The sequence below is a fragment of the Thermococcus thermotolerans genome (assembly GCF_024707485.1).
GTDB lineage: Archaea > Methanobacteriota_B > Thermococci > Thermococcales > Thermococcaceae > Thermococcus > Thermococcus thermotolerans.
The window spans coordinates 995,150-1,014,789 of the sequence record NZ_CP102602.1 but is presented as its reverse complement, the minus strand read 5'-3'; the positions used below and the strand labels follow the sequence as shown (position 1 = coordinate 1,014,789).

The 19,640-nt window shown below is 54.6% G+C and carries 28 protein-coding genes; 13 read left to right on the top strand and 15 right to left on the bottom strand.

The annotated features are described in order from the left end of the window. Positions 1–21 precede the first annotated feature (21 nt). Positions 22–330, bottom strand: coding sequence for a hypothetical protein (locus NUS69_RS05825; protein ID WP_258084815.1), 309 nt, complete (start codon positions 328–330; stop codon positions 22–24). Positions 331–360: 30 nt separating this feature from the next. Continuing rightward, on the bottom strand, positions 361–1,320 hold the full coding sequence (locus NUS69_RS05820) for a tetratricopeptide repeat protein (protein ID WP_258084814.1): 960 nt from the start codon (positions 1,318–1,320) through the stop codon (positions 361–363). A gap of 88 nt (positions 1,321–1,408) precedes the next feature. Here NUS69_RS05820 and NUS69_RS05815 point away from each other — a divergent pair, with 88 nt between their 5' ends. The 12 genes from NUS69_RS05815 (at position 1,409) to glmM (ending at position 11,343) form a co-directional block, all read left to right on the top strand. After that, positions 1,409–2,353, top strand: coding sequence for a ribonuclease Z (locus tag NUS69_RS05815; RefSeq protein ID WP_258084813.1), 945 nt, complete (start codon positions 1,409–1,411; stop codon positions 2,351–2,353). Beyond that, positions 2,350–3,051 (top strand): TraB domain-containing protein, encoded by a 702-nt coding sequence (locus NUS69_RS05810; RefSeq protein ID WP_258084812.1) that lies wholly within the window; start codon positions 2,350–2,352, stop codon positions 3,049–3,051. Before NUS69_RS05815 ends, NUS69_RS05810 begins: the two co-directional genes overlap by 4 nt. After that, a complete protein-coding gene (locus tag NUS69_RS05805; RefSeq protein WP_258084982.1) occupies positions 3,051–3,227 on the top strand; it encodes a Lar family restriction alleviation protein in 177 nt (58 codons plus the stop codon). The genes NUS69_RS05810 and NUS69_RS05805 overlap by 1 nt, the downstream gene beginning before the upstream one ends. Positions 3,228–3,276: 49 nt before the next feature. Next, a complete protein-coding gene (locus NUS69_RS05800) occupies positions 3,277–3,456 on the top strand; it encodes a KH domain-containing protein (protein WP_139680288.1) in 180 nt (59 codons plus the stop codon). A 21-nt stretch (positions 3,457–3,477) separates the two neighbouring features. Beyond that, a complete protein-coding gene (locus NUS69_RS05795) occupies positions 3,478–4,089 on the top strand; it encodes a site-2 protease family protein (protein ID WP_258084811.1) in 612 nt (203 codons plus the stop codon). Positions 4,090–4,156: 67 nt separating this feature from the next. Next, entirely contained in the window at positions 4,157–4,726 is a 570-nt protein-coding gene (gene pgiA, locus NUS69_RS05790) for a glucose-6-phosphate isomerase (RefSeq protein ID WP_258084810.1), read from the top strand. 70 nt (positions 4,727–4,796) lie between these two features. Next, positions 4,797–6,161, top strand: a complete 1,365-nt coding sequence (locus NUS69_RS05785; RefSeq protein ID WP_258084809.1) for an ADP-specific glucokinase — start codon at positions 4,797–4,799, stop codon at positions 6,159–6,161. A gap of 81 nt (positions 6,162–6,242) precedes the next feature. Then, on the top strand, positions 6,243–7,424 hold the full coding sequence (gene mpgS / locus NUS69_RS05780) for a mannosyl-3-phosphoglycerate synthase (protein WP_258084808.1): 1,182 nt from the start codon (positions 6,243–6,245) through the stop codon (positions 7,422–7,424). A gap of 2 nt (positions 7,425–7,426) precedes the next feature. After that, positions 7,427–8,158, top strand: coding sequence for a mannosyl-3-phosphoglycerate phosphatase (gene mpgP, locus NUS69_RS05775; RefSeq protein WP_258084807.1), 732 nt, complete (start codon positions 7,427–7,429; stop codon positions 8,156–8,158). Beyond that, complete coding sequence (locus tag NUS69_RS05770; RefSeq protein ID WP_258084806.1) at positions 8,155–9,537, top strand: mannose-1-phosphate guanylyltransferase/mannose-6-phosphate isomerase; 1,383 nt, start codon at positions 8,155–8,157, stop codon at positions 9,535–9,537. Before mpgP ends, NUS69_RS05770 begins: the two co-directional genes overlap by 4 nt. After that, positions 9,537–9,962: a hypothetical protein gene (locus NUS69_RS05765; RefSeq protein ID WP_258084805.1), complete on the top strand. Its 426-nt coding sequence runs from the start codon at positions 9,537–9,539 to the stop codon at positions 9,960–9,962. Before NUS69_RS05770 ends, NUS69_RS05765 begins: the two co-directional genes overlap by 1 nt. A 10-nt stretch (positions 9,963–9,972) precedes the next feature. Further along, complete coding sequence (gene glmM / locus NUS69_RS05760; protein WP_258084804.1) at positions 9,973–11,343, top strand: phosphoglucosamine mutase; 1,371 nt, start codon at positions 9,973–9,975, stop codon at positions 11,341–11,343. A gap of 72 nt (positions 11,344–11,415) precedes the next feature. Here glmM and NUS69_RS05755 read toward each other — a convergent pair whose 3' ends face one another. From NUS69_RS05755 to NUS69_RS05710, 10 genes are all read right to left on the bottom strand, one after another. Beyond that, positions 11,416–12,741 (bottom strand): hypothetical protein, encoded by a 1,326-nt coding sequence (locus tag NUS69_RS05755; protein WP_258084981.1) that lies wholly within the window; start codon positions 12,739–12,741, stop codon positions 11,416–11,418. A gap of 131 nt (positions 12,742–12,872) precedes the next feature. Beyond that, on the bottom strand, positions 12,873–13,667 hold the full coding sequence (locus NUS69_RS05750; protein ID WP_258084803.1) for an energy-coupling factor ABC transporter ATP-binding protein: 795 nt from the start codon (positions 13,665–13,667) through the stop codon (positions 12,873–12,875). Then, the gene (locus NUS69_RS05745; RefSeq protein WP_258084802.1) at positions 13,664–14,323 is read right to left on the bottom strand and encodes an energy-coupling factor transporter transmembrane component T family protein; all 660 of its coding nucleotides are present in this window, start codon (positions 14,321–14,323) and stop codon (positions 13,664–13,666) included. The genes NUS69_RS05750 and NUS69_RS05745 overlap by 4 nt, the downstream gene beginning before the upstream one ends. 1 nt (position 14,324) lies before the next feature. Then, on the bottom strand, positions 14,325–14,573 hold the full coding sequence (locus tag NUS69_RS05740; RefSeq protein WP_258084801.1) for a PDGLE domain-containing protein: 249 nt from the start codon (positions 14,571–14,573) through the stop codon (positions 14,325–14,327). After that, the gene (locus tag NUS69_RS05735; protein WP_258084800.1) at positions 14,570–15,184 is read right to left on the bottom strand and encodes an energy-coupling factor ABC transporter permease; all 615 of its coding nucleotides are present in this window, start codon (positions 15,182–15,184) and stop codon (positions 14,570–14,572) included. Before NUS69_RS05735 ends, NUS69_RS05740 begins: the two co-directional genes overlap by 4 nt. A gap of 190 nt (positions 15,185–15,374) precedes the next feature. Further along, positions 15,375–16,175, bottom strand: coding sequence for a proteasome assembly chaperone family protein (locus tag NUS69_RS05730; RefSeq protein WP_258084799.1), 801 nt, complete (start codon positions 16,173–16,175; stop codon positions 15,375–15,377). Position 16,176: 1 nt separating this feature from the next. Beyond that, positions 16,177–16,356: an RNA-protein complex protein Nop10 gene (locus NUS69_RS05725; protein ID WP_258084798.1), complete on the bottom strand. Its 180-nt coding sequence runs from the start codon at positions 16,354–16,356 to the stop codon at positions 16,177–16,179. Continuing rightward, complete coding sequence (locus NUS69_RS05720; protein WP_258084797.1) at positions 16,353–17,180, bottom strand: translation initiation factor IF-2 subunit alpha; 828 nt, start codon at positions 17,178–17,180, stop codon at positions 16,353–16,355. The genes NUS69_RS05725 and NUS69_RS05720 overlap by 4 nt, the downstream gene beginning before the upstream one ends. A gap of 92 nt (positions 17,181–17,272) precedes the next feature. After that, positions 17,273–17,470 (bottom strand): 30S ribosomal protein S27e, encoded by a 198-nt coding sequence (locus NUS69_RS05715; RefSeq protein ID WP_012571194.1) that lies wholly within the window; start codon positions 17,468–17,470, stop codon positions 17,273–17,275. A 3-nt stretch (positions 17,471–17,473) separates the two neighbouring features. Further along, positions 17,474–17,758 (bottom strand): 50S ribosomal protein L44e, encoded by a 285-nt coding sequence (locus tag NUS69_RS05710; RefSeq protein ID WP_014012391.1) that lies wholly within the window; start codon positions 17,756–17,758, stop codon positions 17,474–17,476. Between the two features lie 184 nt (positions 17,759–17,942). On the opposite strand from NUS69_RS05710, the gene NUS69_RS05705 reads away from it, so the two are divergent. Then, a complete protein-coding gene (locus tag NUS69_RS05705; protein WP_258084796.1) occupies positions 17,943–18,518 on the top strand; it encodes a hypothetical protein in 576 nt (191 codons plus the stop codon). Here the strand turns inward: NUS69_RS05705 and NUS69_RS05700 are convergent. The 3 genes from NUS69_RS05700 to NUS69_RS05690 all read right to left on the bottom strand — a co-directional run bounded on the left by NUS69_RS05700 (position 18,500) and on the right by NUS69_RS05690 (position 19,564). Next, a complete protein-coding gene (locus NUS69_RS05700) occupies positions 18,500–18,679 on the bottom strand; it encodes an HTH domain-containing protein (protein WP_167891690.1) in 180 nt (59 codons plus the stop codon). The genes NUS69_RS05705 and NUS69_RS05700 overlap by 19 nt on opposite strands. 61 nt (positions 18,680–18,740) lie before the next feature. Continuing rightward, positions 18,741–19,322, bottom strand: coding sequence for a lysine exporter LysO family protein (locus tag NUS69_RS05695; protein ID WP_258084795.1), 582 nt, complete (start codon positions 19,320–19,322; stop codon positions 18,741–18,743). Beyond that, the gene (locus tag NUS69_RS05690; protein WP_258084794.1) at positions 19,319–19,564 is read right to left on the bottom strand and encodes a LysO family transporter; all 246 of its coding nucleotides are present in this window, start codon (positions 19,562–19,564) and stop codon (positions 19,319–19,321) included. Before NUS69_RS05690 ends, NUS69_RS05695 begins: the two co-directional genes overlap by 4 nt. Positions 19,565–19,640: the final 76 nt, after the last annotated feature.

Genomic DNA, 19,640 nt, shown 5'->3' with positions numbered 1-19,640 from the left:
GGCCCAGACGGTGTTGACCCCTCAGGCTCTTCCATAACTACCCAGTATTCCTAGGTCGGGCCACTTCGGGTTGAACCAGGACTTTATGACGAGTCCCTCTTCGATGATTCCATAGGCAAAGCCGAGGAGCATGAGCCTCAGGTAGTTCCTCCCCCACCGAACCCAGGCTTCTCTGATAAGGAGAACGCCAGCACCGTAGTAGGCCCACAGGAGCGGGAATGCTAGGGGGTTTAGGAGGGCCTCCAGAGGAGGGGTAGAACCGCTCAGCACCTCTGCGAAGAACGGGGATAGAAATGAAAGGAGAACGGCGGTTTTGGTTTTCCGTTCCATGGGGACCATCGGTCTTCTTTTGAACCGGGGTCACATCTCGGCCTCTCCGAGGAACTCAAGAAGGTCCAGCAGGCGCGGATCCTTGACCTTTTCTATGGCCTTTCCGGCCTCCTCGGCCTCAATCTTTCCATCCTTGTACAGGGCTATCGCCTTCACGGCCTCGAAGAAGTCCGCCAGCTTAGGAAGGGCTCTTGCGAACATGTCCATGTGCAGGTAGACCGTCTCGAAGTCGTCCTCAAGGAACAGCTGCCAGAGGACGTCCATCAGCGAGCCGAAGGCGATATCCTCGTAATCCGTTCCCTTTGCATGGATGAGCGCGTAGAGGCACTCCTGAAGTGCCGCGTCGTAGTTCTCGTCCTCCTCGAATATCTCCTCGAAGCTGAGGTGTATCTCAACGAGAAGGTCGCTCTTGTTCAGGACCTTCGGCAGAATACCCGCGAGCATGGCCTTTGCCTCGTAGGTTTCCCCGGATTCGAAGAGAACGTAGGCCTTGTGGATGGCTATCCTCAGAACCTCGTCCTCGTTTTTGAGTTCGCGGTATATCTCCTCCGCCTTTTCCATGAGCCCTATGGCCTTCTCATACTCCTGGAGTTCTTCGTGGATGAGCGCCATGGCGTAGTAGATTTTCGCTATGTTCTCCTTGTTCCCCTTCTCTGTCTCCTCTTCAAGCAGTGCCCTGTAGAGTTCGAGGCTCTTCTCCAGCTCACCTATGAGATAGTAGAGGTCGGCCAGCTCGAACTTTACCTCAAAGGTGTCCCTCTCCTCAGCCATCTTTTCAAACTCGCTCAGCTTGTTCACACCGAGAAGCTCGTGGAAGTAGTAAACGGTGAGCTTGTATAGTTCGAAATCACCACACTCCAGGGCGAGCTTTTCGGCCTTTTCGAGGGCTTCTTTAAGCTCCTCGTCGCCCAGCTCGTCAACCCTGTGGTACAGAAGGGTTGCAACTTTTTTGCAGTCCTTTTCCTCGATTGCCTTCAGAATCTCCTCCATGCCCAACACCTCAGAATAATTAGCCCTCTGGGGGTATTTAACGATTTGGTGGGATTAGGTTTTTAATCAGTGCGCGTGAACTAAGAACATGCTTGAAGTGGTTTTCCTCGGCACGGGCGGCATAATGCCCACCCGGGAGAGAAACGTCCCGGCCATAGCGCTTAGATACCAGGGGGAAATCATGCTCTTCGACGTCGGAGAGGGCACGATGAGGCAGATGAACACGGCGAAGCTCAGTCCCATGAAGGTGGAAAAGATCTTCATCACCCACTTCCACGGCGACCACTACCTCGGTTTAGCCGCGCTGATCCAGACGATGAACCTGTGGGACAGGGAAAAGCCCCTCCACATCTACGGCCCCAAATACACCTTCGAGTTCGTCCAGCACTTCCTCAACAGCGGCTTCTTCAGGCCGGGCTTCGATATACACGTCCACGAGCTCGGGGAAACCCGCCTAAAGTTTGGTGACTATGAAATCTGGAGCTTCAAGGTCGAGCACGGGGTTCCGGCTCTTGGCTACGTATTTAAGGAAAAAGACCGGCGCGGGAAGTTCCTGCCGGAGAAGTTAAGGGAATACGGCCTGAGCGAGGGGCCGATACTCGGGAAGCTTGAGCGTGAAGGTAAAATAGAGTGGAACGGGAAAACTATTTACCTTGAGGACGTCACAGGGCCGAGGAGAAAGGGGGTTAAGGTCGTCTACACCGGCGACACCGAGCCCGCTGAAAGGGTCAGGCTCTTCGCTGAGAGGGCTGACCTTCTAATCCATGAGGCCACCTATCTGGATCCAGCCCACAGGGGCGACAGCTACCACTCGACGGTGGAGGAGGCCTGTGAGGTCGCTAAAAAGGCCAAGGTCAAGCTCCTTGCCCTCTTTCACAGGGCCTTCCGCTACACCTACGGCGAATACCTGAACGAGGCCTCGCGGATATGCAGGGATTTTGGGGTGGATTTCATCGTCCCGAGGGACTTCGACGTTATAACCTTCAAATCCGGCTCCTGGGAGCTGGGGAACCTCCTGGAGGAGAGAGGATGAGCTACCTGCGCTACGTTAAGCTTATAGGCACAATGCACGTTTCGCCGAAGAGCAGGGAGGAGGTAATCAGGACTATACTCACTGAAAAGCCCCATGCTGTCGCTATAGAGCTCGACAGAGCCCGCTTCCTAGCCATGAACGAAAACCGGCGGTTAACTTTGGAGGAATCACTGCGCTTCGGCAGGAAGGGATTGATAAACTACGTTTTGGCCAAGGTCGAGGAGAAGCTCGGAGAGGAGTTTGGGATGAAGCCGGGGGAGGAAATGAAAGCCGCTATAAACGCCGCCCAGAGTTTGGGTGTTCCCCTCTACCTCATAGACGAGGACATAAACCTCATACTCTCAAAGATTCTCGCCGCACCGGGAAGGGAGAAGCTCCTCATGGCCCTGGAAGCGCTGGGCCTTTTCCTCCCGGTTAAAAGCGGTCAGGCTTCAGACCCCATGGCCGAATACAGGGTCATGATGGTTCAATTCCGGAGGAGATACCCCTACCTCTATCGCGTTCTGGTGGAGGAACGCAACGAGGTCATGGCGAGAAACCTCATTTCAATAGTCGAAAACCTCAAGCTCCAGGGGGTTAAGAGGCCGAAGGTCATAGCCGTTGTCGGCCTCGGCCACAAGCCGGGAATTGAGCATCTTCTCGATAGAGTCGGGGAAAGGGGATTCCTCTCGCCCTACTGGACTGCGGGGGTGGTATGATGGAAAGGAGGCATCTGGTCTGCCCGCTCTGCGGGGGAACGGACTTCAAGGTTGAGGAGGGTAAGATAGACAGCAAATGGGGCTTTACCGCCCACAAGGTGAAGATCGTCATCTGCATGAACTGCGGGTACGTCATGATGTTCTATAAGGGCAGAACCATCTGGGACTTCGACTGATTCGTTACTTTTATATTTGAAAGAGTCCCAGCATTCTTGGGGATCCACCATGAAGGACAGACTCGAAAAGATGCTCAACGTCAAGATTCTTGAAATCGAGGAGCTTGAGGACAAGATAGTCGTTTACGTCCCGGAGGATCAGGTGAGGATAGCCGTCGGGAGCGGCGGCGCGGCCGTTAAGGCGGCAGAGCTCGTAATCGGTAAGAAGATTGAAGTAAAGGGCAGGTGAACCTCCCCGCGGGGCGTTCTGATGAACTACGAACTCTGGCGCACCGTGAATAAACCCCGGGATGCTCGGAGGAGGGAGATCGAAGACCTGCTGATTTCTTTTCTAGTCCTCACTCTGCTGTTTTCCAACTTTGATCCTTACTCCCTCCCTTACGCGGCCGTGGCGGTTCTGACGGCTTTCCTCTTTCATGAACTCGCCCACAGGCAGGTGGCGCGGCACTACGGCTACAGGGCATACTACAAACGCTGGGAGACGGGTATACTCCTCGCCCTCCTTGTTGGCATAGCGACCCGGCTCCTTACAGGAACGGCGTGGATATTTGCCGCCCTCGGTGCTGTTCAGGTCTATGCCCCCTACGCCGTTGATTCCAGGGAGGCCTTCGGAAGGATAGCCCTCGCCGGCCCGCTGACCAACATAGCCGTTGGTGCAGTTGCACTGGTTTTTTTGAGAACCTCCCACCCGTTTACGGCCCTCTGGTGGGTTTTCAGGACGACGGCAACCGTCAACCTGTGGCTGGCGTTCTTCAACCTGCTCCCGTTCCCACCGCTGGACGGCTCGAAGGTCGTCCGCTGGAACGCTGGAGCTTGGGCTGTATCTATCGGAGTCGCCTACCTACTCTTCAGGCTGGTGTAACACTCCCGGTGATATAGAAGGGAAAGGTTAAATAGGCCCACCCTCACTTTTATCACGGTGGTTCCCCATGGAGTACAAGAATCCGCTCGGTGTTGATATTGACCTCGAAACCGGGGTTATACCCGGCGCCAAAAGGCTCGTCAGAAGGCTGAGCGATTTGAAGGGTTACTTCATCGATGAAGATGCCTACAGCGAGCTCCTCAAGGAAAACCCGGTCGTCTACGAGGTTTATGCGATTGAGCAGGAAGAGAAAGACGGAGACCTGAACTTCGCCACGACGGTTCTCTACCCGGGCAAAGTTGGCAAGGAGTTCTTCTTCACCAAGGGACACTATCACTCCAAGGCGGACAGGGCAGAGATATATTACGGCATCAAGGGGAAGGGCGGAATGCTCCTCCAGACCCCGGAAGGAAAGGCAGAATGGATAGAGATGAAGCCCGGAACGGTTGTCTACGTTCCCCCCTACTGGGCACACAGAACCGTCAACACGGGCGATGAACCGTTCATCTTCCTGGCAATTTATCCCGCCGATGCGGGCCACGACTACGGGAGCATAGCCGAGAAAGGCTTCTCCAAGCTGGTCATCGGGGAGAACGGCGAAGTCAAGGTTGTGGACAACCCGAGATGGAAGGGGTGAACTCTTAATTTTCCTTTTCTCACCGCAACCCTTATTAACTTTCAACGGTTACATCACTCCCGGTGATACAATGTCCTGGGACGCTCTCTACTCATCGGCCTTCGATAAAGTTCGCGGGAACATCGGGAATGTTGGAGGTGTTCTTCTCGCATACAACACGAACATCGACGCCATAAAGTACCTTGACTCCAGAGACCTTGAGCGCCGGATAAATAGTGTGGGGAAAGATGAAGTCATGAGGTACTCTGACGAGATCCCCGAGAAGATAACCTCCCTTGAGCACCTCCTCGGCGGAATCCTCTGGAGCGTCCGCCGGGGCAAGGCCGCGGAACTCTTCGTGGAGAGCTGCACCGTCAGGTTCTACATGAAGCGCTGGGGCTGGGACGAGCTGAGGATGGGCGGCCAGGTTGGAATAATGGCCAACCTCCTCGGTGGAGTCTACGGTGTTCCGGTTATAGCTCACGTTCCCCAGCTGTCAAGGCTCCAGGCGGAGCTCTTCAAGGACGGGCCGATTTATGTCCCCAAGACCGAAGATGGAAAGCTCAGGCTCGTCCACCCGAAGGACTTCGTCGGGGACGAGGAGAACTGCATCCACTACATCTACGAGTTCCCGCGCGGGTTCAGGGCCTTTGACTTCGAGGCACCGAGGGAGAACCGCTTCATAGGCTCGGCTGACGACTACAACCCGAACGTGTACATAAGACCCGAGTTCACCGAGCATTTTGAGGAGATAGCCTCAAACGCCCGGCTCGCCATCATCAGCGGCCTTCAGGCGCTCACGAAGAAGAACTACCGAGAGCCTTTTGAAGAGATGAAGCGGCATCTGGATGTTCTGGAAAGAAGAAACATCCCCGTCCACCTTGAGTTCGCCTTCACAGCAGATGAAACGGTCAGAAAAGCCCTCGTTGATGTGCTCGGCTCATTCCACAGCATCGGCCTCAATGAGGTGGAGCTTGCGTCCATAATGGAGGTTGTGGGAGAAAAGCCCCTAGCGAAAAAGCTCCTCGCCCACGACCCTGTTGATCCGCTCGCTGTGACTGAGGCGATGCTCAAACTTGCCGAGAGAACTGGGGTGAAGAGGGTACACTTCCACACCTACGGCTACTACCTGGCACTGACTGCCTATAAGGGCGAGTTCGTTAGAGATGCGCTGCTCTTTGCGGCTTTAGCGGCCGCCGCCAAGGCAAAGCTCGGGGATGTTCGTTCCATAGGCGATGTGGTTAAGGCCATGAACGTCCCGGTGAACGAGAAGGCAAAGACAGTGGAGGCAGTTCTTGAAGAGAAGTACGGCATGAAGAACGGCATTGCCGACGTCGATGGTTACCAGCTTTCGTTCGTCCCAACGAGGATAGTGAAAAAGCCAAAGTCCACCGTGGGAATCGGCGATACAATATCGAGCTCGGCCTTCGTCGGTGAGTTTGCACTGCGTCCGTAAAACAAACCTTTTTATTTTGTGTTCCCAAAATTTTTACGGGATTTCCTTTTCATCTTCGAAAATTATCGCGGGGTGGTTGGTTTGCTTTTGGAGGCTCCGGTTTACAAGGAGCTGTTCGGGGCCGTTGAGATTTACGAGGTTCAGAAGGTCATTAAGCTGGACACGCAGACGCGGGACGTGGGGAGCTTTACCGTCACCAACGTGCCGAGGGAGGACATCTACGGTATACTTGAGGACATGGCCATAGTGATTCCTATGAAGAACGAAAAGCTTCAGCTGGTGGACGGAGTTCTGAAGGCGATACCCCATCAGTGCCCGATAATAATAGTCTCCAACAGCAAGAGGGAGGGACCAAATCTCTTCAAGCAGGAGGTTGACCTGGTCAAGCACTTCTACAACCTGACCCGGTCGCGCATAATAATGATCCATCAGAAAGACAGCGGCATTGCCGCGGCATTCAGGGAGGCTGGATACACCGAGGTGCTCGATGAAAAAGGCGCCGTTAGGAGCGGCAAGGGGGAGGGAATGCTCATAGGGATACTCATTGCCAAGGCAATCGGGGCCAAATACGTGGGCTTTGTTGATGCAGACAACTACATTCCCGGTTCGGTCAACGAGTACGTGAAGGACTACGCGGCTGGCTTTCTGATGAGCGAGAGCGAATATGCGATGGTTCGCCTGAGCTGGAGGCACAAGCCAAAGGTCAGCACCAAGGGGCTCTACTTCAAGAAGTGGGGGCGCGTGAGCGAGATAACCAACAGGTATATGAACGCCCTCTTCGGCGTGGCAACCAACTTTGAGACCAATATCATAGTCACGGGAAACGCCGGGGAGCATGCGATGACACTGAAACTGGCGGAAATCATGCCGTTCTCGACCGGGTACTCGATAGAGCCCTTCGAACTGGTGTACCTCTTCGAGACCTTTGGCAGGTGGGGCAGAGACCCCCACACGGACGTCTATGACCAGGGAGTCGAGGTCTTCCAGATAGAAACCCTCAACCCCCACCTCCATGAGGACAAGGGGAAAGAGCACGTCAGGAACATGATCCTGAGCTCCCTCGGGGCGATTTATCACTCCGAACTTGCCACGGAGAGCCTCAGGCAGAGAATCCTTCAGGAGCTACGCCTTCACGGCCTCATCAGCGAGAATGAAGAGCCGCCGAAACCCAGAATCATGCCCCCAATCGAGAACATAAACGTGAACCAGTGGATGAAAACCCTCGAAGACAATGCCGAAACGCTCCTGCGCTTCGAGGTGTGAGGATGAGGGTGATCTTCCTAGACCTCGACAGAACCCTGCTCGGTGACGACTACTCGCCTGAGCCGGCTGAGTCAGTTCTCCAATCCCTCATCAACGCGGGCTTTGAGGTTGTGCTCAACTCATCGAAGACGCTCGCGGAGCAGGAGTACTACAGGGAAGCCTGGGGGCTGGAGGGTCCGTTCATAGTCGAGAACGGAAGTGCCATCGTGATTCCGAAGGGCTACTTCCCATTTGACGTTTCCGGAAGGAGGCGGGGCAAGTACATCCTCATTGAACTGGGAGAGAAGTACGGCCGTATAAAACGCATCCTTGACTCCCTAGCGCCCGAATACGGCCTCAGGTATTACGGAAACTGCACGCTTGAAGAAGTCATGGCATTTACAGGGTTGCCAGAGAATCTGGCGAGGCTTGCAATGAGGCGGGACTACAGCGAGACGATATTTGCATGGGAAAGACCGGGTTTCGAGGAGTTGCTTTCCGGGAGGGGTCTCAGGGTATCGCAGGGCAGCAGGTTCACAGGTGTAACAGGGAGCACCGATAAGGGGCGCGCCGCCGTGGAACTGCTGAAGCTGTACTCCCGCCTTGACAGGGTCGAAAGCTACGCCGTGGGCGATGGGGAGAACGATTTCCCTCTCCTCGACGTTGTCGACCATGCCTTTCTCATTGGAACCCGCAGGCATGGAGGGGCTAAAAATATAAGCTCGATCGACGAACTACTGGAGGTGGTGTTATGAAGACTCTGATTCTGGCTGGAGGGAAGGGAACGAGGCTGTGGCCCCTCAGCAGGGAGCTGATGCCCAAACAGTTCATAAGGATGTTCGATGAGTACTCTCTCTTTCAGAAGACCGTCCAGAGGGCTCTTGCGTTTTCCAAATCGGACGAGATTTTTGTGGTCACCAACGATATGTACCGGTTCCGCGTTCTCGATGACCTGAGGGAGCTGGGACTTGAATTGCCAGAGGACAACATTCTCCTTGAGCCAAAAGGAAAGAACACCCTGCCGGCCATATTCTGGGGAATACGAAGAATCGAGGAGGCCTTTGGTGACTCAGTAGTGGCCGTGCTTCCATCGGACCACCTGATAGACGCCAACGAGAACTATGTAAAAGCCTTCAGAAACGCGGAGAAGCTCGCCAGGGACTACCTCGTGACCTTTGGGGTAAAGCCGACCAAGCCGCACACCGGCTACGGGTACATAAAACCGGGGGAGAAGCTTGAGGGTGGCTACCTTGTGGCGGAGTTCAAGGAAAAGCCGGATCTTGAGACGGCGAAGCGCTACGTTGAGAACGGCTACTACTGGAACAGCGGCATGTTCATGTTCGACACACGGATTTTCATTGAAGAGGTTAAGAAGCATGCCCCAGATGTCTACGAGGCCTTTGAAAAGGCCGAGAGCGTTGAGAAGGCCTACGAGCTGGTTCCCGAGGTCTCGGTGGACTACGGCGTCATGGAGAAGACGGACAGAGCAGCAGTGGTTCCCCTCAACGTCTACTGGAACGATCTGGGTAGCTTCGACGCCATCTACGAGGTAATGGAGAAGGACGAGAGCGGGAACGCCGTCAAGGTCGGTGGCAGAAAGGGCTACCACGTTGGCGTTAACTCCCGCAACAACCTTGTGATGACGAGCCGTCTAACGGCGACGGTAGGGGTGGAAGACCTCATTATCATAGACACCGACGATGCCCTACTCGTTGCCCATCGCGGCGAAGGGCAGAGGGTGAAGGAGGTCTACAAACGCCTTAAGGAGATGAACGATGAGCGCGTAATGGTCCACAGGACGGCCTACAGGCCCTGGGGAAGCTACACCGTTCTGGAGGAGGGAGACAGATACAAGATAAAGCGCCTGACGGTTCTGCCGGGCAAGAAGCTCTCCCTTCAGATGCACTACCACCGCTCGGAGCACTGGGTCGTCGTCAGGGGCACCGCAAAGGTTCGCGTCGGGGAGAAGGAAATTCTCCTCCGGCCAGGAGAGAGCACCTTCATACCCGCGGGTGTCGTTCACAGGCTTGAGAACCCGGGCAAGGTCGTTCTTGAGGTCATCGAGACCCAGATCGGGGAGTATCTGGATGAGGATGATATAGTTCGTTTTGAAGACGATTTCGGGAGGGAGTGATGATGGCTGAGGATGAGAAGGAGCAGAAGAAGGAGAGGGTCAAGAACTGTGGGGATGAGTGGGAGCGGTTCAGTAGCTCTATATCTTCCCTTTCGCTCAGCCTTCTGCCAACTCTGCTATTTGTGCTCATAATGTCCTACATAATCGTCGTTGGCCTACAGAACGCGGATATAACCTTCACAGTCCAGGGACAGGAGGTCACCATAACCTACCCGCAGATAAACATACCGGTGGACTATTCAGCTATAAAGAACGCTGTGGTTTACCTGTTCGCCGCGATACTGATAGGCATGCCCGTGCCCCTGCTCTCAGGCAGGTGGAAGCCTCTGAAGATACTCGTCTCTCTGATTCAGGCCGGGGCGTTCGTCTACGGACTCTACATCTTCGTGATGATGGTAATCAACTTCGCCAGTGCTCTAATGTGAGGTGATTGCAATGGGGAGGCTGTTCGGTACCTTCGGTGTCCGCGGAATTGCCAACGAGGATATAACCCCGGAGTTTGCCCTAAAGATGGGCATGGCCTTCGGGACGATGCTCAAACGGGAGGGGAGGGAAAGACCCCTGGTAGTGGTTGGCATGGACACCCGCGTCAGCGGGGAGATGCTCAAGGGCGCGCTTATAAGCGGCCTTCTCAGCGTCGGTTGCGACGTTATAGATGTCGGCTTCGCCCCCACACCCGCAATCCAGTGGGCCACCAACCACTTCAACGCCGACGGCGGGGCAGTTATAACTGCCAGTCACAATCCGCCGGAGTACAACGGCATAAAGCTGCTTGAACCCAACGGTATGGGGCTGAAAAAGGAGAGGGAAGCGGTAGTTGAGGAAGTTTTCTTCAATGAGGATTTTGAGAGGGCAAGATGGGACGGGATAGGTAAAGTCAGGGAGGAAGACATCATCAGGCCCTACATCGAGGCGATAAAGGCTCGCGTGGACGTCGAGGCAATAAAGAAGCGCCGCCCGTTCGTCGTCGTTGACACCTCCAACGGTGCCGGAAGCCTTACCCTCCCGTACCTTCTGCGCGAGCTTGGATGCAGGGTCGTCAGCGTCAACGCCCATCCGGACGGCCACTTCCCGGCCAGAAACCCGGAGCCGAACGAGGAGAACCTGAAGGGTTTCATGGAAATTGTAAAGGCCCTCGGTGCCGACTTTGGGGTTGCCCAGGACGGCGACGCCGACAGGGCTGTGTTCATAGACGAGAACGGCAGGCTCATACAGGGCGACAAGACCTTTGCGCTTGTTGCAGACGCGGTTCTGAAGGAAAACGGGGGAGGCCTTCTAGTTACCACCATCGCGACCTCGAACCTCCTCGACGATATAGCCAAGAGAAACAACGCGGAAGTCATGAGAACCAAAGTTGGAGACCTCATCGTGGCGAGGGCTCTCCTTGAGCAGGACGGGACTATCGGTGGCGAGGAGAACGGCGGCGTTATCTTCCCGGACTTCGTCCTCGGCAGGGACGGGGCGATGACGACGGCAAAGATAGTCGAGATCTTCGCAAAATCAGGCAAGAAGTTCAGCGAGCTGATAGATGAGCTGCCGAAGTACTACCAGTTCAAGACGAAGAGAAAGGTGGATGGAGACAGGAAGGCTATAGTTGCCAAGGTCGCCGAGCTTGCCAAAGCGAGGGGCCACACCGTGGACACCACGGACGGAACCAAGGTGCTATTCCCCGACGGCTGGGTTCTTGTAAGGGCAAGCGGAACGGAGCCGATAATCAGAGTCTTCAGTGAGGCGAAGAGCGAGGAGAAGGCCGAGGAGTACCTCAACCTGGGACTTGAGCTCCTAGAGAAGGTAATTGAGGGTTGATTTCCTTCTTAATTTTCTCTTAAAACCCGATAGAAGCCAAATGAAAAGATGAAAAGTAAAGAAGAAACCAACTCAGCCGCTCTTTACGTAGAACCCCATTGGAATCTCCGTGGAACATGAGCTGAACCAGCCCGTCTTGAACTTGTACTTCTGGGAACTCTTGAAGGCGTGAATCATCACCGACGGGCCACTCTCTTTTATGGTTCCGTCTATTGACACGCTTCCAGCCTTCTCATACTGGATCGATGCCGCTAACCCCGCAACGGGTGTGGGTGCACCAAAAGCAACGGCAATTGCACCTACTGGTATTCCTATTCCAAACTTGACACCGCAGTTTCCACCGGTACTCCTTAGCAGATACTTCAGAGTTATGCCTTTGTTCGCTGCAAGTGGATACTGTAAGCCCTCTTTAGTAAATCTAAAGAACGTCCAGTCAAAATCCGGACTCCCAAGAGAGGTTCCACCATCCATTATGTATCCGTTGACGCCTTTACTTGCCTTTACGTCATATATCCCGATGTCTATCCTCTCCCTGCCAGTCTCACTGCAGCCGTACGCCCCTATTCCCCCGGCACAGATGTATTCCTTTTCATGCCGGTAGTATGGTTTGGCCAGGATGTATATGTATCCCATTTTGCCCGTTGGAACGTCCACGATATCTCCAAAGTAATAGTGGCCCTCAACCGGGACCCATTTCTTTCCGTATATCGTCACGGATGAGGAGAGTACCTTGACGGGGTCGCCACTCCTGAACTTTGCCCCCAGATCTGTTCCATACGCCAAGGTCGCCGAGAACTCTGTTTTGTAAGTGGCCTCCAGTGAGATTGAACCCTGAAGCTTCCCTTTTCCGTTCCTGTTATCAATAATCAGCAGAGGAACCTTAATGTAGTTCTTTGCTTCCCAGGAGTCCTTTGTGGGTCTCCATTCATAATAATATCCCCCTTCGCGGAGGGGCTTTGGGAGGGGGTCTTTCTCAAGAATTGTGACTGGAACCCTCTTAGTGGTTCCCTTCAAATCTTCCGCCGAGAGAAGGGTTGAACCAATGCCCCTGTGGAGGATTCCCTTTTCCCTGTCTATGATCCACACGGAAACCCTAACCCCATAACGTTTTTCTTGGCTTATTCGGGGAAGGAGTTTCCGCAGGTTCGCTACCTTCACGATGCTTCTCGTTGTGTCGAGCTTCCATATCCCGGTGCGCTTGATTCTGTAGTGGCCGAGGGTTTTAATACCCGAGGGCGTGGCCACGTCAACCTGGACCTGAATCTCGTAGTTCCCCGAAAAGCCCCTGAGAACTCTGCCCTTCTCATCTGTCAGAACTATGGCCATTCCGTCCTTCGGCGGTACCCATTCTGCCGATACCGACGTTGCCATTAGAAGTGTTATTATTATCAACACCATGAAGGTTCTTATTTGTTTTATCATTGGGCATCATCATAATGACTTATACTAATAGTATTTTTAAAGTTTGCGGCAAATTAATCGGTCGGAGACCCAATTTTTAACATAGAAACGTCAAAAAACTTGGTGGACTATCGGCCTTTCCACTCTTCCAGCAGTTTTCTTCCTTCCTCAACACTCCTCGGAACCGGCAGGCCAAGGCTAAGGAAGAGCTCTGCCAACGGGGGCACGTCAAGGTTGTGTTCCCTCAGAAGCTCCGGATTCCCGAGTATCTCCTCGGGCGTTCCGACGGTGACTATTCTCCCCCCATCCATCAGTGCTATCCTGTCGCACAGGGCTAAGTAGTCCGCCTCGTGGGAGGCCAGTATTACCGTCTTCCCCTCAGCCCTAAGCTCCGTTATCAGTTTCCTCATGATCTTCTTGCCTTTAAAGTCGAGGTTGGCGAATGGCTCATCGAAGGCTATCACCTCTGGCTCCATAGCCAGAACCGTGGCTATCGCTATTCTCTTCTTCTCGCCGAAGCTCAGCTCCTTGGTTTCCCTCTCAGCGTATTCGAGCATCCCCACCTTTTCAAGCGCCCACATGACGCGCTCCCTCAGCTCCTCTCCCCTTAGACCCAGGTTGTATGGGCCGAAGGCCACGTCCTCGAACACGGTCGGTGAGAAAAGCTGGTCGTTGGGATCCTGAAAGACTATCCCGACCTTTCTCCGTACTTCCTTCGGCTTTTTTGAAGGGTCAAGGCCGTCCACAATGACTCTGCCCTTCTTCGGCCTGAGTATGCCGTTGAGGTGCAGCATGAGGGTGCTCTTTCCCGCTCCGTTCGGCCCGAGGAAGCCGAACAGTTCTCCCCTCTCAATCGTGAGGGTTATCCCCCTAAGCACTTCTCGGCCTGAGTAGGAGAAGTGGATATCCTTCAGTTCTATCATATCAGCAGACCTCCTAACGCGAGCAGGGCCAGGGTTGCGGTCTTTGCATTGGGTCTCGGCTCTTCCAGGCTGGGAAACTCCCCGAAGCCCCTGGCGAGCATGGCTCTGTATATCCTTCCGTTTCTGAGGTACGCCCGGACGAACACTTCACCGATGAGGGAGCCGAGTTTCCTGTAGTACTCCCCCTTTCCCACACCAAACGCCCTTGAGTCCAGGGCGCGCTTCATTCTCGTTGCCTCGTCCGTGAAGAGGTCAAGGTAGCGGTAGGTGAACGCCAGGGTTAGCGTGAGTATCCGCGGGAACCTCAGCGCTTCCATCTCGGCAAGAATCCTCGAAAAACCAACGGAGTTAGTCACGACGAGGGCCGTTCCCGCGGAGAGAAAGGCTTTTCCGAGGAGCATGAAGAATGAGTATATCCCTTCGTGGGTTATCGGGCCGATTGGTGTTTCCAGGAGTGGCTCTCCGGGGTTGAATAGCGCCATGAGGAACAGAAGCCCCTCAAAGCCGAGGAGGAAGCCGAGCTTTTTGAAAAGGCTCCTCTTTGGTCTCATGATGAGGATAACCGCCAGGAAAAGGAGTCCAAAATAGGCCAGCTCCGTTGGGCTCTTTCTCGTCACAACCCCAATTGCATAAAGGAAAATGAAGGGCAGATACACCTCAGGCACCCTTGGCGAGCTTTGCCAGTCCGTAGCCAACCACAAAGGTCAGTCCAATGCCAAGCAGGCCCATGACCACGCTCTGGCCCCAGGTTTCACCGTAATCGAGGGGCGCTTGATAGACCGGGTTCTCCTCAAGGCCGACCTTTTCCATCGTTGCTTCCAGTCCATCGGGGTTGCTCGATGCGAGGGGCAGCACTATGGCCAGCACGACGGCTATGATTATCAGACCTTTAAAAATCGTCCTCATGCGGGCACCCCCTCAATTGATGGAAGCTTTGCCCTTACGGCGTAGACTATCAGGACGGTGAGTATCGCCTCGCCGATTCCGATTATCGAGTGGTAGCCTGCCATCAGGGTGAGGACCTTGAGGAAGGGGAGACTGTGGCTGAGACCTATTTCAACCGCCGCTAGGGTTGCCCCTAAGACAACGGAGAGCCATGAGGCGAGGGCTATAGCAAAGGTCTCGCTGATGCTCTTGAGCTTCGTGTAAACTGTGTAGCCTATGAAGGCTCCAATAAGCCCCATGTTGAGGATGTTGGCCCCTATCGCGGTTATTCCGCCGTCGCCGAAGAGTAGCGTCTGTATGAGCAGAACCGCGGTCATGACTATTACCGCCGCGTATGGCCCGAGCACTATGGCAACCAGCGTAGCCCCGAGCAGGTGGCCGCTTACCCCTCCTATTATCGGGAAGTTGACCATCTGCGCCGCGAAGATCCCGGCCGCGAAGAGGCCCAGGAGGGGTATCTTCTCCTCCGGGAAGTTCCTGAGCTTTTTAGCTGCATAGGCTATCCCGGCTATCGTTATTGCGTAGGTAATCACTATTACCGGCGTGCTCAGCAGTCCGTCGGGGATATGCAAATTGGACACCTCCGTCTCTGGTTGGTGTTATCAATATCGAAAATTGTAGCATCAAATAAAAGCATTTCCCCAACTCAGTATTACTAACCTTAGGTTTTAAATTGTAGTGTCCGTTTAATGTCCCCACTATCCGCTTTAATCTCGGCTCCGAAAATACGCCGCGGTGGCATAAAAATTGGAGAGTATAGGCTCAGAGGTAGCCCCTATCCTCTTCCTCCGGGGTGGGGGGCATCTGCTGCTCCAGCATGGCCCTCTGCATCTCCTGGACCTTCCTGAGTATCTCCTCCGTCTCCTTGGCGCGCTCTTCCAGGGCGGTCATGTCGAGCTCAAGACCAAGGATTTTGGTCACAGCTAAGAGGACGGACTTTGCGGCTTTGGCATCCACAATGTAGCCAAGGCTCTCTCCGAGAAGACTTATACCGTACATCGAACGGAGCTTGCCCATGCCAAGGAGCAAACCGGCGGCACCGACTATGGCTCCCCCCTCGTCCTCGCGCCAGATGACGTCAACGCTGCATCCCTCAAGCCTTCTCTGATAGTGCTCAACCAGCTCCTCGTGGGTCACGGCAGCGAGAACCCTCGGCTCCCTCTGGAGCTCGGGCACCTGGTAGCCACCCATTGTGATTATCTCGCGGACGCCGAACTCGTTGACAAAGTCCAGCATCTTTCCAACGACCTCGAAGTGGCCGGGGCTGTCGGTGGGCGGAACCTGCTGGTCGCCGGTGATGATTATGATGTCCCTGCCATTCTCGTCAGGGTTCTTCCAGTAGTAGAATTCGTTCTTCATGAGCTCGACGACGGAGTTCTTCTTGATGAGAACCTGGTGCATGAAGTGCGGTGAGTAAAGGTCTGCGAACTTGACCGCGTTGAGTTCCTGGATGAGGTGCTCCGCGGCTAGCTTTCCGACCAGGCCTATCCCGGGGAGGCCCTCTATGAAGACCGGGTCCCTGAGTTCGGGCCTCTCATAGACATGGATAACTGACTCCTTCATATCAATCCCTCCCTGCTATGCCCAGCTGCTCGCGCTTGAGCCTTCTCCGGTACTCGCCGTACGGGTCTTCCGGCGAGAAGCGCGGCGGGTGGGCCACCTTGGTTTTAGCCCCACAGACGGGACAGGTTTCCCTGAGGGTGTAGCGCCCGCACTCGGGGCATTTCCTTATGCGGAACCTCATGCCCCTCTCCTCTTTATCTTCTTGATGCGCTTCTCCTTCCTGATGAGGGTCGCCTCGCCGCCGGCTTCCTTTATAACGCGCAGTATCTCCTCGGCGATGTCTTCAAGGACCTCTTCGGCCTTGTAGTAGTCCGGGGCGGTTATGTCAATCCTGTACCTCGGCGCCCCCTGGTAGGAGAACTTGACGTCTATCTCCTTCTCCTCGTTGGCTCTGTCTCTTGCTCGAATAAGGGCCTCTTTGATGATCTCTATCCCGTTTGGTGTCGGGACGGTTATCTCGAACTCGGCATCGATGGTAACCGTGGGTATCTCGACGTAGGCCTCTATGATCGGTTTAAGAGCTTCAATCCATTCCTCACTTATGAGCTCTTCGAGGACTTCCATTCCATTTTGAGCGGCATCCTCAAAGGCGGCATATACTTCTCCGTACTCCTCCTCGAGCGGGACCCAGACCTCGCGCCAGGCGGTTTCGAAGTCCTTACCAAGCTTCTCGGCCGCCATCTTGAGCAGGTTTTCGGCCTTCTGGGCGCGCTTGTACTCCTGGAGCTTGGCCTTCCTCTGCTGCTGATTCACCCTCTTGAGGCTCAGGTCTATGTGCCCCTTGCTCGGGTCAACGCGTATAACCTTGGCGACTATCTTCTGCCCTTCCTTGACGAAGTCCCTTATGTTCTTGACCCACGTTGAGGCGACCTCGCTTATGTGCATGAACCCCTCCTTGCCCGGATACTCGTCGAGCTTGAGAAATGCACCGTAAGGGTGAATGCTCTTGACCGTCGCGACCACAAACTCTCCCTCTTCGGGATACTCTTTGGCTTTCCTTGGCATTTTAACCACCTCAAAATTTTCTCTGCCTGAGTAACTTACGAAAAGATGTTTTTAAAGTTTAGCAGAAGGCGAAATTAAGGGAAAGGGAGGGTTCACTCAAGAACCTCAAGTATCTTGGCCTTGATGACACCCTTTCCACCGGTCGGCTCGACGAGCGTTGCACCGCAGACGAGACACCTAACGGTGGTCGCAGGGTTGCTAAAGACTATCTGCTCGTTGCCGCAGTCGATGCACTTGACGCGGAGAAACCTGCTCCTCGGCATCGGGATGAGGTTCTTCGGGAGCGCCATGCTTCACACCTCCACCAGCTCAAACTTCTTAACGCGGAAGCCCTGTCCCCTGGTGTGGGCCTTGCCGCAGACGGTGCACCTAAAGCGGAGGTCGAGCTTCTTGACAGGCTTCTCCCTTCCGGCCGGGTTTGGCCTCGGGAAACCGCGGTAACCCTTCATGATCCTGCGGAAGCGCCTCTGGCCCTGGCTGAGCTCGCTCCTCGGTCTCTTCTTGACCTTCTCGACCTTGTGGATAGTGTGCTTCTTACAGTAGGGGCAGTAAGTCCTTATCTGCTTCGGATACTTCATTCTCTCACCTCCACACAGAGGCCCGGTGGGTTCCTACTCGCCCCAGCCTCGGAGACCCCCGAGCCGTGAGGCATGATAGTGCCTGCAGGCATCGGTAGGGGTGAGGCTTTAAAAAAGTTTTTGCGGGTTGAACCAAAATTTTTAAATAACCAAATGTTAATAAATTGCTTCGGGGGTGAGGGCCATGGAGAGGATGATAACCACTGTTGAGGAGCTGAAAAGGCTGGAGGAGAAGGCCGAACGGGAGTACAGGAGGCTTCTTAAGAAGCTCAAAGACCCGGAGTATGCCGACCTGAGGGCCCTCATAATGAGAATGGCCATAGATGCGGCCTTCCACAGACACCTGATGGAGGCGCTTGAGAGGGCATACCACGATTCGGTGAGACTGGTGGAGGAGTACGGAAGTGGCGAGAGCACCGGTGAAGTGGCCCTCATCCCGGGCCTGCCCACTGTTGTGATGCCGCTGGGATTCGGCGCAATGGGAGCCAGGGTGCCCCCGGAGGAGATAATTGAGGAGTACCTGAAAGACTTCCCAACGGAGATCGTACTGCCCGAGAACGGTGACGGAAAGGTGGAGGAGCTCCTTGGGCGATACCTTGAGCTGGAGAGGGGGATGGTGGAGCTCTACGACAGGCTGTCAAGGAGGGCCTTCCATCCGGTTGTTAGGGAGCTTGTCAAGGAGATAAAGAGAAACGAGGAACAGCACGAGGCAATCCTCAAAAAGCTCAGCGAGAAGTATTCTCACTCCGCCGGGGCATAGTAGCAGCGCTTTGGAGATATTATCTTGCCTTCCTTTTTGAGGATTTTGATAGCCTTGTCAACCTCTTTCTTATCGATTCCGGCGAGCTCGGCTATCTCCTTGCTCTTGAGGGGCTTTCCGGCCTCCTTCAAAACCTTGAAAACGAGTTCAACCTCAGCCATCTTCGTCACCCCGTAGGTTTGTCAATAGAACCTGAAACGTTTGAACTTAAAAGGTTATTGGTCAGAACTGTAGTATGAATGGAACCACGAACGGCACCAGCGCGGTGAGCACGAAGCCGTGAACGAAGGCTATCAGCGCAACCTCACTGCCCCCGAACTTCGTCATAATCGGGAGCGTCGTGTCCATGGTTGTGGCACCACCCATGGAGACCGCAAGCTCCTTTCGTATTCTTCCGATAGCGATGGGGTACAAGAGGACTGTGAATATCTCCCTTGTCAGGTTGGCAAGGAAGCCGAGGGTGCCGTAGACGGCTGAATACTGGGCTATCAAAGGCCCGGTGAGACTATACCAGCCACAGCCGGCCGCTATTGCCAGCCCCCACTTAAGCTCTATTCCCAGGAGCAGGGAAGCGACGAGGCCGCCCAGGAGCGAGCCCAGGAGGGTGCCTAGGGGCAGTTTTATGGCCAGCCTTCCGAGTTTTCTAATCTCCTTCAGGCGAAAGCTCTGGCCCAGGTCAATTCCGATTATCAGTATCAGCAGGTATAGCATGATTTCATAGAGGTTGCCAAATTCCGGGGCATAGAAGTGTCCGGTGAGTATGCCGGCAACCAGCGCGAGCAGGACGTAAATCAGAAACCTCATCCCCTTCCCCCCACGATGAGAGCGATTCCGACGCTTCCCGCAATTGTCAGGGCCGCGAATACTACGGATGAACTTAGGAGCCACAGGGCGTCTATCCTCACTTTCCCGGCCTCGACCCCCATGAAGAATATCAGGAGCAGCAGTGCGACGCTCATGGGATAGTCCACGTTCACTTTGCGATCTTTCTTTCGGAGAAGGTAGCCTATGAGAACGCCCGCGATCAGTGGGATAAAGATGTTCATGTAAAAACCTTCCTCTAAAGGTTAATAAACGTATCGAGGGGCTCGGTGGGTGTTCACGTCATCATTCGTGAGCGTT